The sequence below is a fragment of the Psychrobacter namhaensis genome (assembly GCF_016107545.1).
In the GTDB taxonomy this organism is placed as follows: domain Bacteria; phylum Pseudomonadota; class Gammaproteobacteria; order Pseudomonadales; family Moraxellaceae; genus Psychrobacter; species Psychrobacter namhaensis.
The window spans coordinates 1-12083 of sequence record NZ_JABASS010000025.1 but is presented as its reverse complement, the minus strand read 5'-3'; the positions used below and the strand labels follow the sequence as shown (position 1 = coordinate 12083).

Sequence of the window (12083 nt, the reverse complement as noted above, 5' to 3'; positions counted from 1 at the left end):
GCTGCGTAACTAAAATCTCCCAAGTTTAAGTCTACGGGATTGACGGCAGGGGTCAGTTTTTGATATCGTTAACATCTATACCTATTAAGCCACGTGGACTGATATTCAATAACTTAACTACTTGATTTACGTCTTCAGGCTGACACCTAACAATACCCTCTATGATATCTAAGCACTTAAACTCATTATCATCTATCTGCAAACCTACTAAAAACCGAGCCTCTGACTTCTCTTTTAGCTCTAGTAGCGCCTGCTCATCCCAATCCTCACTGATAATAAAACAACCAATAGCAGACTTAGGGTAACGATCCATAATTCGTTGATATAGGAATGCTTTAGGTGTGTCATCTATATACGATTCGTCTATATGGTATTTCATCGTTATACTTACTGATAATTAATGTTTTTTGATGTGGTTAGAAGTATCAAATTTTGGCACTAGTTAAATCACACTCGGTTTTATTTACTTATATTGCTGGTCATTGATTTGCTTTAGCATTTTTATCGTGTTTATATCGTAACTGCCTTCAAAATACTGATCCAAAAGCTCGTTAAAAACACATTTTTTATTAGGGGATGCTAAAGTAAATAACGTAAGTGAAGAGTGCAGCTTTAGATTGTCCGGTGAACCAAAGATATTTAAAGCGCTTTTATCAGGATGCAACAGCAGTAGTTCAGTACACTCTATTAGCCGTGCTCCAAGCACCTCATGCTGCAAATACGCTTGTGCTTGCTCCAGACTATCTATCGCAAAACGTCGAGACATTTTACTGTGCCCTAACCCTTTCACCTGTGGAAAAACAAACCACATCCAATGCGTGCGCTTACGACCTTGGGTCAGCTCTTCAATCACTTGTGAATAGATAGCATCTTGAGCTTGGATAAAATCATCAAATAGATCCTTGTTTATCATTGTCATTTTTCACACTCCTTGCTATTTAAGTAATGAGCGTTTGCCTACCTGCCACGCTCACAACGTGAGTAAAACTATATATAGTCAATGCTAGGCTAACCAGTCACATATATCGCTCCCATCCAGCAATGGTCAGGTCTATCAATCATCCTATTGCCGTAAAACACTTCTGCATCGTCAGCAATCCGACTTTCAACAGCAGTTGTAACGATAAAAAACTCATCAAGAGATAGCTTATGATCACTTTCAATATCAAGCATCATATACTCGATACTAAGACCTTTAGGAATTTGATTAAGTAGCTGATTAACGGCACTCTTTATTTGTTCTGAATCAGTCCTACCCGTTACCCTAGCCTGTATAAATTGGGCAGACTTCTCAGCCCCGCAGGATCTTTTGATATCATTAACATCTATACCAACTTTATCCCGATCAGATAGTATCGATTCAAACACGGTTTTTACCTGCTCAACTTCATCCGCCTTGCAAATGACGATCCCATCTATTACCTCGAATCTATCAGTACACTTATCCGTGGTTTGTAGCGCAAACAATGTGCCCAAACCTGTTTGTCTTTTTAACGCTAGCAATGATTGTTCATTCCAGCAGTCTTCGATAACAATAAACCCAACCTCAGACAAGAGGTAGTTGTCCGCCTGCGGCGTATATAAAGCAGTTAAAGGTATGGGCTTTATCTGAAGCTCATCGCTACGTTCTACGTTAATGTCGTTTTTTAGAGTCTGTTTATCTTTAACACTACTACCTACTGTCATACTCGGCTCCTCTTTAAAGTGAAATCATCAATCATTGTTATAAAGCTGCATCCCACTTTCTAGGCGCTCCAGAATAACTGCCTTTAGCTCTAATGGTTCAATGACGACGGACAATTGCGACATACTGACCAGCCAATCTTGCAGACGAGTAGTATTAGCAACCGTAGCGCTGACTTGATTCCAATTGTCATCAATAATAGTAATCTTCTGATCTATCGATAATGGACGCTCATAAAGATGCTGACAGGCATATTTCTGTACTTTTAAAACCAAGTTGATTTCAATATTTTTACCACACTCTAGCTTGCCTAGATTCTGTAAGCTATCTAATGTAAAAATGTCACGCCCTACCCAGTCAGGTATTGGCTCATCTATGACTACTGCCTCGGTAATACGGTTGACTGCAAAATTGCGATGCTCCTCTAACAGTTTATTATCATCCATATGATCATCTACTGGATTGAAGCCTGTGAGATAGATCATATTGTCAATAAAGATCAGTCCTTTGGGATAAACCACTCTTTGAGTTGGCTGTCCTTCCCACTTGTTTTGATAGCGTATTTGTAATTGACGATTCTGTAGCAAAGCTTGATGAATACTTCCAAACACATCACTATCAAGTTGTGGTGCTTGCACGATACTGGGCAATGTAATGAGATGATCTTGCCATTGCCCTAGCGGACTTTGATGGAAATTCTCCTTATCCTGCCGTCGTATTTGGGTGAGCTTATCTGTAATTCCTTGTTTAAAAGACACTGGTAAATAGTTTGCGGTATATTTATCAAGCATCTCCCAAAAGAACACTGTTTGCTCATTGATGATATCGATACTGAAACTCGTCTCAATATAAAACCGTGCTGTCTTGCCACTGATATTCTGGCCCCATGCTGGCACTCGGATTAAGGCATTACTATAGAAGATATCGTTAAAGATTTGATTCAAGCCAATCAGATCGTTCTCTAAGTTTTTGCGCTCATTTGTATAATTATCAGGATCATCACCGTAGTTTTGCATAAGCTCTGTCAATGACACAGCATCCGCTTCACTCCGAGGAAGGCACTGATATAAAACAAATAGACGTGCTGACTTTGTATAGCTGGCGATTGGATGTGCAGGCATGGTAGCTTCTCTATTAGACTGATGAAGTGACAAACTCATTATTAGAATACATGTTCAATCAAAACGAACCAAGATTGCAGTGCCATTGTCATCAGAGTCATAAACTTGGTTCTTAAGATTGATTAGCCAATCTTGTAAATCAGTTTTAGCACTGATAGGTTGCCATTCGTGACTCGGCACTAAATCGTGAATGCCATCCGTACAAACCAAGATACAGTCGCCGCTATTAACCTCAATCTTGCAAGAGCTGCCTTCTGGTGCTTCACTACTTAAGTAACTATCATCAGCCGTCAATGCAAAGCATTCAGTAATGCTATATAGACTTCCTGCCATACCTTCTCGGTTATAGTCAGAAAACTCTGCTTGGCGGCTTTGTTCTTGTGCCTGCTGGTCAATGAGCTCGTTCAATAAATTATGATCTCGAGTCAGACACTGCCATTGTGACGCGCCTTTAGGCAGCCAATAAACACGGCTATCACCCACATGGGTAATCGTTGCTTTTAACGCCCTGTCACTATCGAACTCTCCAATAACCATCGCGAGGGTTGCCGCCGCACCATGACACTTAGCTGAGTGCTTGGTTTGATTAATCAGCTGATGAATATTATCTGAATTAATACTCTTCTGCTCGTTCCATAACCGTCTGATTGCTTTTACCACTGCCTTTGAGCAGTATTGTGAGTGGTTGGAACTTGCGACGCCATCAGACACTGCTAAACAAAATGGCGCCGCAACTGGTGTCACTGCCATCACACCCAAGTCTTCTTGATACCAGTTATCTAAAAAGAAAAAAGCATCTTGCTGCAGGTTATTACTGGCATTACCTTGAAAGGTAATTGAGCAAGCTTGCGCGATCAAAGGAATATCTGTTAAAGAACAATCATCAAGAGAAGCAGTCATAATGGTAGACCTATATGTTTATCATAGAGGCTAGTATAGAGGACAACCTATAAAATAAATTTACAGGTTATGCGCTATACTAGACTATTGACGATATAGATATTAATTCAATAAATGAAAACTAGGCTATCTAAAGAACTAATGTTTATTATATAATTCTGTAAATTTGTTGCTCTGCCTGACAGTTCAAAGTTAATTATAACAACTAATGTAGGTATCAAACCCTTGATAATTACGGATATTTAAGTATCTACTAACCTTAATATTTAACATATACTTGCTCATTCTTATACAATAGAATGTTTCTATAAGCTTTATGAAATATAGCTTGCATGGTTTTTTAATATTTGTATTTTTCTTAGTTAAGTGCGAGCAACTTGGGGTTTTATGTGGTAAGAAACTATTTAATCCTTACTCCTACTTATAAGGAACAAACCGCCATCGCCACCATCCTCTCCCATATGGACATAGAAATCCAAGCGCTATAAACGAGACTTGCTAAAACGCAGGATATTAAACAAGGTATGATGCAGCAGTTGCTGACTGGCAAGATATGATTACCACATTCACTATTGAAAATTGAGGAATCACAATGCAAGATAATGCATTAATGCTAAAGCCAATCAATGATTTACTTGACAAAGAGTTTTATATACCAGCGTATCAACGAGGTTACCGTTGGACTAAGAGACAAGTAACTGACCTACTTGAGGATATTAAAGAATTCCAACAGCAAGTCGAAAATAGTACGAATGCTAAAGATAAATTTTACTGCCTACAGCCCATAGTAGTTAAAGAGCATGGCGACAAATGGGAGATTGTAGATGGTCAACAGCGCTTAACCACAATCCATATTATCTTAACCTGCCTTAAGGAAATCCTTCCCTTAGTTGGAAAATCTCGATATCAAATCAGTTATGAGACTAGAACTGACTCTTCTGATTTCTTAGCTAATATCAACGAGGATCAAGCCGAAGACAACATCGATTTCTTCCATATTGTAGAGGCCAAAAAGGCCGTCGATGAGTGGTTTAAAGATAAAGGCAATTATCGAATACAGCTTATTCAAACTTTGCTTAATGAAGATGAGATTGGCAAAAATGTTAAAGTTATCTGGTATGAGCTTGGTGAACATGAAAATGCTACTGAAGTATTTACTCGATTAAACATGGGTAAAATTCCATTGGTGAACGCTGAACTTGTGAAAGCATTGTTTTTAAAATCTAGCAATTTTATTGATAATAATCAAAGTATAAAAGAACAAAATAAATCTATAAGATTAGAACAAGTGAAGATATCTCAAGAATGGGATTCAATTGAAAAAAACCTGCAGGATGATGCGTTTTGGTATTTTATAAGTAATGAGAACATCAAAACCAACCGTATTGAGTTTATTTTACAGCTTAGAGCATTAGAATTTAAAAACAGTCAAAATATTATCGATAACGATAAGTTTAAAACTTTTATCCAATTCAATGAATGGTTTGTTAATGATCAAGTCGATATAAGCAATGAATGGCTCAAAGTCAAAAAAGTATTTATGACTTTAGAAGAATGGTTTAACGACCGTACGTTATTCCACCTAATCGGCTACCTAGTATCTCAAAATATCAGTATTTCTGAAATATTTAAGCTGAGTAGTAATAGCAAAGGTAAAAAAGATTTTCATCAGCGCTTAATCAAGCGCATCCTTCATCTGATATTTAGCGTGAAGATAGATAATGTTCTATCTCATAGTAATCTAAGGAATACAATAGATAACTACCTAGCTGAGCTGAGCTACGAAACTAGTACGACAAACAACCTACGCCAAATCCTACTGCTATTTAATATTGCAAGTCTACTAAACAATCCAGACTCTAATGCTCGCTTTCAGTTTGAAAAATTCAAACTGGATCAGTGGGACATAGAGCACATCCGCTCTGTTAGCTCAGAAATTCCAGAAAGTAAAGAAAAACAAGAGCAGTGGCTTGAGCAGGTTATTGAGTATATTTCTGATAACAACACACTAGCTGAACCAGACCTCCTACCACCTAACGACTTGGCTGAAGCACAGCTTATCAAAACCCAGGCCATAAACCTTTGTTCTACATCCTTGACCAAGGATCAGTTTAAAGATATATACGACCGTGTCATCAAATTATATGATCCCCACAGTAATGATGAAGTAGACAGTTCTATAGGTAACTTAACCTTGCTTGATAGCTCCACTAATCGCAGCTACAAAAATGCCATCTTCCCTATCAAACGAAAACGGATAATCGAGCTGGATAAACAAGCTACCTATGTACCTTTATGCACTAAAAACGTGTTTTTGAAGTATTACAGTAAAAACGTAGACAAGATGCTGTACTGGGGGAAAAAGGACAGCGAAGACTATCAAGAAGCTATGCTAGAGATCATGACTGACTTTTTTACTGAAACGGGAGCTCAATAATGAATATGGGAGAAAAGCTGACCTTTAATGGGTTATTTGATCGAGTCGAATTTGTTGAGATTCCAATCATCCAACGCGACTATGCTCAAGGTAGAAAAGACGAGTATGAAGTTAGAAATACGTTCCTAGATGCTTTATACCTGGCATTAACTACTGATCATACTAATACCAATCAATCTCTAGATTTAGACTTTATTTATGGAAATATTGACTATGGCATATTTTCGGTACTTGATGGCCAGCAACGACTGACCACTCTATTTTTATTACACTGGTTTTTAGCAGTTAAAAACCATCGAACTGCTGAATTTAGAGAACGTTTCACAATAAATAATAAATCACGCTTCACTTATAAAACCCGTCCCAGCTCAACGGAGTTTTTTGATGCCTTGACTGCAGATGATAACTTTGAAAACAAGCTCACTCAACCAGAGGACTTAAACGACTATTCAGTAAGTGGGGTTATTAGCGACAGTAATTGGTTCTATCTATCATGGAAGCAAGACCCTACTGTTCAAGCCTGCTTGCATATGCTTGACGCCATTCAGAAAAAATTCTCAGTGTATGAAGGTGGCTTATACCAGAGACTAATAAATACAGAAACTCCTTACATAACATTTCAGTTTTTGCGTTTAGAGTCTTTTGGTTTATCCGACGAGCTTTATATTAAAATGAATGCACGTGGTAAACCTCTGACTTCGTTTGAAAACTTCAAGGCCAAGCTTGAGCAAATTATAGAATCGTACACTGACGGCTGGCCGGACTATAAATTGGATATTACAGGGTTTAATAATAACCGTGTAGATGGCTATAAATATTTTATCCATAAAATAGATACCCATTGGGCAGATTTATTTTGGCCTTATAGAAACCTATTCTCGCAGGATAACACTTACGATGATGAGCTTATGAACTTCATTCGCTTAATCATCTTATATCAATACCTGCTAGATAATAAAGACTCCTCTAAAGCACCAGCAAAAGATAGTTTAAGCGTACTTATGGGTATAGGATCTAAGCTATTGCCTACTACAATATCTGAATATGAAATTCTAAACTGCTTAAACCAAAAATTTATTATTCGTCTAATCAGGATTTTTGACTTAATCGAGGACCAAAGCTCTACTCAACAACTAAAAACATACCTTCCTAATGAGAAATACTATGCCGAAGAAGCAACATTCGAAAAAGTTCTATTGAATGAAACAAGCTATGTCGACAAACTTAGATTTTTTGCGTTTTACTCTTACCTGTCAAAGCATGATTCGTCATTAAATCAGACTGAACTGAGAAATTGGACACGCGTTATCTACAACCTAACTGAAAATACTATCGTCGACGGCTCAGACGACTTTTATCGTGCCTTACATTCAATTGAGGCATTAAACGAGCTTGATGAGCCAGTTCTAGATATCCTAGTGAAAAATACTAATATAACTGGATTTTTAGGCGACCAAATTCTAGAAGAAAGAATAAAGGCTCATTTACTATTAAAGTCAGAAGACTGGCAATCGGCAATTTATACGGCAGAGAATCACCCATTTTTTAAGGGTCAAATTGGTTTTCTGTTGAATTTTTCGGGAGTTTTAGCATTTTATCGCGAACATAAGGATTGCAATTGGAATGAGATAGATAACAACCAATATCTTATTCAATTTAATAAATATGCGAAATCAGCGGGTAGAATATTTAGCTTGATTGAAGATAGCATTAGTAATCTCGAGTACCGTTGGGAACGAGCTGTACTTAGTAAAGGGGTCTACTTTACCAAAAGAGATACTCGTTTTAATATGCTACACACACGTTCAACTAAGGATAATATTAGTCGAGATCACAGTTGGAAACGTCTATTACGTATCGGCTCTAATGAGATGGAAACTAAGCAAGAATATATCAAAGCCGTATTAGATGATAAAAATTATGATAATGATGATATTACTAATTCACTAGAGAAAATCTATAATCAGGCTTTGGAAAAAGATCAGGTTGAATATTGGCGTAAAATGCTCATTGAGCACTTTAATATTTTTGGATATAGCAAAAGAGGATTTATAGAGTTTGAAGGTTCTCAGATCACAATTCTTGGAAAATCGCAAAGAAATCATTATCACTCTGAGTTTTATACTAAGGTTATTGAAAATAAATTGCGAAAAATCGAAGACTCCTTCCCTTCTTTACTAAAACCTTTTACCCATTTACATTATCATGAAGTTAAATCCAGATATGAGTCAGCAGGCTTACACGTAAAAGGCTGGGACTTTGATGGTCAGCTATTTTCTATTGAAATAACAAAAGCAGATGACCATTTTAACATCATCTTTAAAAACAGCACTCTCAACTCTTATCCCGAACCAATTAAAGACTTATTACTAGATTCAGGATTTGAACGCATAAGTCCAAAACAAGAGCTAGATACAGTAGTTCATCCTGCTTACTTCATTAACACCAAACAAACTACTGTAGAAGATGTTATTGCTAACCTAGAAAGATTATGTGAAAAGTTAAGGACTATCAATGATGAGTAACGCCAACCAATAGGAACGCATAAGAGAAATTATTTTATAGGCTGGCTTGAGATTTGTCAGATGCCAACTACCTCATTAATGCGGTTATAAGGATATTGATATCATAAATTCATATACGGTATGACTGATTTTGATAGAAGTAAAAAAGGTTGCCAACACTGTATTATGCATAGTGTTAGCAACCTTTCTCTAGTTAGCATTTTACTTAGGTAAAGTTGTCAAAATTGGGGTTTGTTCTTAAGCGATATAAATAATGGAGTGAAAGATATGGGTTTTTTTGATTTTTTCAGAAGTAAAAAAAACAACTATGAGAATAAAACAAACCAAGTATCATTAAGTGACATAAATACTACGGGTAAGGGGCCAGATGACGGCAGCTTTGAGTTCAGTATAGGCTTAAGCTATGAAACAGATTTAGATAAAAAGAATTACTCTAAAGCTGCAGAATGGTATCAAAAATCTTCAGATAAAGGTTTTGCAAATGCTCAATTTAATCTTGGAAAATTATTTAGAGGTGGCAATGGTGTTGGCATTAACTTAGAGCAGGCCGCCTTTCTCTATAGCGAGGCAGCTAATCAAGGTTTTGCTGCTGCTCAATATGAGCTAGGAGTGATGTATATTAATGGTGCTGGATTAGATCAGAGCTATGATGAAGCTTTTAAATGGTTTAATCGTGCAGCATTACAAGGCTATTCGTTTGCTCAGTTCAATTTAGGAATTATGTATTACAAAGGCGATGGCTTAGAAGTAGATTTTATTAAAGCTGCATATTGGCATCAAAAATCAGCTGAGCAAGGCTATGCACCTGCACAACTTGCCCTTGGTAATATGTATGAACATGGTAAAGGAGTAAGTCAAAACTACGATACTGCTATTGAATGGTATGAGAAATCTGTAGATCAAAAGCTTGAAGGGTCTCAAGAGATACTTGCTTCTCTTATTAGTAAAAGAGAAGACAATATAGGTAACATACCTTTTTCCTTAAGTGATAATTTTAATGATGAAGAAATAGACAGAAGCTCTATATATTTTAATCTTGGAGAAGTTTGTGAAGGCAATAATGATTACGAGGGAGCATACAAGTGGTATCTTGAAGCTGCAAATAAGAATCATTCAGAGGCACAACTCAAACTAGGATTAATACTTGGAGACTCAGATAGCATTAGATCTACTGAGTGGCTAAAAAAATCAGCAGATCAAAATAATTCTTTTGCTCAATTACGTCTAGGGGTACGCTACAAGACAGGTAAAGGAGTTCCTCAAAGCGATTTTAAAGCTAAAGAATGGTATGAGAAAGCAGCTCATAGTGGACTTGCGGCAGCTCAGTTTAACTTAGGGATTATGTATAAGAATGGAGAAGGAGTCGATCAAGATTATATAGAGGCTATTAAATGGTATGAAAAAGCAGCTAATCAAGATCATTCTGTAGCTCAATTAACTTTAGCATTATTAATCTTAGAAGGAAAAGGTTATTCAGTTGACTATAACAAAGCAATTTATTGGTTTGAAAAATCCGCCTCTCAAGGTCAAACTGACGCTTTATTTAACCTTGCATCAATATACCTTGATGGTACAGGCGTCAAACAAGACGTATCTAAAGCAATAAAGTTAATGCAAGATGCAGCAAGCCAAGGTCATCCAGATGCTCAATTTAATATAGCACTTTCTTACCAAAACGGAATTAATTTGCCTCAGAATTTTAATGAGGCTATAAAGTGGTATAGAAAATCTGCAGAACATGGTAATTCTAATGCTATGCTTAACTTAGGTATACTTAGCTACATAGGAAATGGTATAAAACAGGATTATACTGAGGCAATGCGATGGTTCAAGATAGCAGCAGAGAAAGGAGAATCTAAAGCTGACTTTAACCTTGGAGTAATGTATGCAAATGGTCAAGGTGTTATCAAAAATAACGCTGAAGCATTGAAGTGGTATGAGCGTGCAGCAAAAAAAGGTCACATAGAAGGGTTAATGAATAGCGGTTTAATGTACTATAGAGGTCAAGATACTAAACAGAATATGACTAAATCTATTGAGTATTTTTCTGAAGCAGCTGATCAAAACTCTGCAGAAGCTCAACATAATTTAGGTGTATTTTATCAAGATGGTATAGGGGTACCAGAAAATGTAAGTACAGCAATTAAATGGTACGAGAAAGCAGCTAATCAAAACTACGTATTATCGCAATATAACTTAGGGCTAATATATAAATATGGAAGAGGTGTTGATAAAGATCTTATTAAAGCAAGTGATTGGCTTGGCAAAGCATGTATGAATGGATATATAGACGCATGTAATTCCTATCGCGATTTAACCGCTTAAAACCTGATTGCATATTATAAATAGTAAATGCCTATGCTGAAAATACGCGTAAAAAAGCTTTTAAACAATATAGAAGCTATAAACTCTGAATACCCAGGTATTGTTTTAGCTGAAATTTCAGGCTGTGCAATGCCTGGACTCATACATAAGATTGTAGAAGGCGAACTTAGAAACAAAATTCGAAGAAATCTCAATACAATTTGCAATCTAACTCTTCTATCAGAAAGCGAAATAACTTTAAGGCTTATAAAAAGATACTCTAAATTTAATATTGATAGCCCACCACCTATTAAAACTGAAGCATATGGGGAAATAATAGGTATAAATGCTCATCCCTTTTTATATGACTATCTACTGAGTATAAACTTAGTTGATAAGTCTGATAACTCTTATAGATTAACTACTGAGGGAGAGCAATATGGTGATTACTTGGAGGATGAGTATGGAAATATATTTATAGGATGGAATAAATATTTATTGGACTTTCAAACAGAAAAATTGAAATTTGCTCTATTAGATAGGCTTCATATTAGGTTATTTCATATGACGCATATCGACAACGTAAATCATATATTAGAAAAAGGCCTACTATCACATAGTAAAGTAGATAAATATACCAATATTAGCGATAGAAATGTTAACTCGCTAAGAGATCGTACCGAGCATTATCATGATTCTAAGATCCATGACTATGTACCATTTTACTTCAACCCTAGAAACGCTATGCTATATAGAATGCAAAAAGAGCATCATAGTAATATAATTATCTTAGAAATTGACAAAAAAATAATCATTAAAGATTACACTCTATTTTCTAAGGGAAACGCAGCGAGAAAAGACTCAAGCTTAATAAGTTGTAAATACGATTTGTTAGAATTCCCATGGTCAGATATATATGCTAAATCATGGTCAGAAAATGGCGTTATAAATGATGATAAAAAGTCTCTAATGCAAAGTGAGTGTCTAATCTCTGATCATGTACCCGTAGATATGATAAAGACCATACATTGTAAAAATAAAGATGTACAACTCAGTATGACCCCTGCCGTCAATCCCGTAGACTTAAACTTGGGAGATTTTAGTTACGCAGC

General features: G+C 36.3%; 9 protein-coding genes. 4 read left to right on the top strand and 5 right to left on the bottom strand.

The genetic code is table 11. The features are described 5' to 3' along the window. Positions 1-52 precede the first annotated feature (52 nt). The 5 genes from JFC06_RS12015 to JFC06_RS11995 all read right to left on the bottom strand — a co-directional run bounded on the left by JFC06_RS12015 (position 53) and on the right by JFC06_RS11995 (position 3705). A complete protein-coding gene (locus tag JFC06_RS12015) occupies positions 53-313 on the bottom strand; it encodes a hypothetical protein (RefSeq protein ID WP_198335226.1) in 261 nt (86 codons plus the stop codon). Between the two features lie 150 nt (positions 314-463). Next, entirely contained in the window at positions 464-919 is a 456-nt protein-coding gene (locus JFC06_RS12010; RefSeq protein WP_198335225.1) for a DUF1810 domain-containing protein, read from the bottom strand. Between the two features lie 89 nt (positions 920-1008). Further along, positions 1009-1686 (bottom strand): hypothetical protein, encoded by a 678-nt coding sequence (locus JFC06_RS12005; protein WP_198335224.1) that lies wholly within the window; start codon positions 1684-1686, stop codon positions 1009-1011. A 27-nt stretch (positions 1687-1713) separates the two neighbouring features. Continuing rightward, positions 1714-2805: a helix-turn-helix transcriptional regulator gene (locus tag JFC06_RS12000; RefSeq protein WP_198335223.1), complete on the bottom strand. Its 1092-nt coding sequence runs from the start codon at positions 2803-2805 to the stop codon at positions 1714-1716. A 54-nt stretch (positions 2806-2859) separates the two neighbouring features. After that, positions 2860-3705, bottom strand: coding sequence for a PP2C family protein-serine/threonine phosphatase (locus JFC06_RS11995; protein ID WP_198335222.1), 846 nt, complete (start codon positions 3703-3705; stop codon positions 2860-2862). A 592-nt stretch (positions 3706-4297) separates the two neighbouring features. Between JFC06_RS11995 and JFC06_RS11990 the strand changes: the two genes are divergently transcribed. The 4 genes from JFC06_RS11990 to JFC06_RS11975 form a co-directional block, all read left to right on the top strand. Then, on the top strand, positions 4298-6142 hold the full coding sequence (locus JFC06_RS11990) for a DUF262 domain-containing protein (protein ID WP_198335221.1): 1845 nt from the start codon (positions 4298-4300) through the stop codon (positions 6140-6142). Then, positions 6142-8667 (top strand): DUF262 domain-containing protein, encoded by a 2526-nt coding sequence (locus JFC06_RS11985; RefSeq protein ID WP_198335220.1) that lies wholly within the window; start codon positions 6142-6144, stop codon positions 8665-8667. The genes JFC06_RS11990 and JFC06_RS11985 overlap by 1 nt, the downstream gene beginning before the upstream one ends. A gap of 267 nt (positions 8668-8934) precedes the next feature. After that, positions 8935-10992 carry a tetratricopeptide repeat protein gene (locus tag JFC06_RS11980; protein WP_198335219.1) on the top strand — a complete coding sequence of 686 codons (2058 nt, stop codon included), beginning with the start codon at positions 8935-8937 and terminating at the stop codon, positions 10990-10992. A gap of 33 nt (positions 10993-11025) precedes the next feature. Beyond that, on the top strand, positions 11026-12083 hold a 1058-nt coding region (locus JFC06_RS11975; protein WP_198335218.1), incomplete at its 3' end, for a DUF4433 domain-containing protein.

Bases quoted from the DNA above. Each gene is read 5' to 3' on its own strand.
- JFC06_RS12015 (WP_198335226.1), bottom strand. From the start codon at position 313: ATGGATCGTTACCCTAAGTCTGCTATTGGTTGTTTTATTATCAGTGAG.
- JFC06_RS12010 (WP_198335225.1), bottom strand. From the start codon at position 919: ATGACAATGATAAACAAGGATCTATTTGATGATTTTATCCAAGCTCAA.
- JFC06_RS12005 (WP_198335224.1), bottom strand. From the start codon at position 1,686: ATGACAGTAGGTAGTAGTGTTAAAGATAAACAGACTCTAAAAAACGAC.
- JFC06_RS12000 (WP_198335223.1), bottom strand. From the start codon at position 2,805: ATGCCTGCACATCCAATCGCCAGCTATACAAAGTCAGCACGTCTATTT.
- JFC06_RS11995 (WP_198335222.1), bottom strand. From the start codon at position 3,705: ATGACTGCTTCTCTTGATGATTGTTCTTTAACAGATATTCCTTTGATC.
- JFC06_RS11990 (WP_198335221.1), top strand. From the start codon at position 4,298: ATGCAAGATAATGCATTAATGCTAAAGCCAATCAATGATTTACTTGAC.
- JFC06_RS11985 (WP_198335220.1), top strand. From the start codon at position 6,142: ATGAATATGGGAGAAAAGCTGACCTTTAATGGGTTATTTGATCGAGTC.
- JFC06_RS11980 (WP_198335219.1), top strand. From the start codon at position 8,935: ATGGGTTTTTTTGATTTTTTCAGAAGTAAAAAAAACAACTATGAGAAT.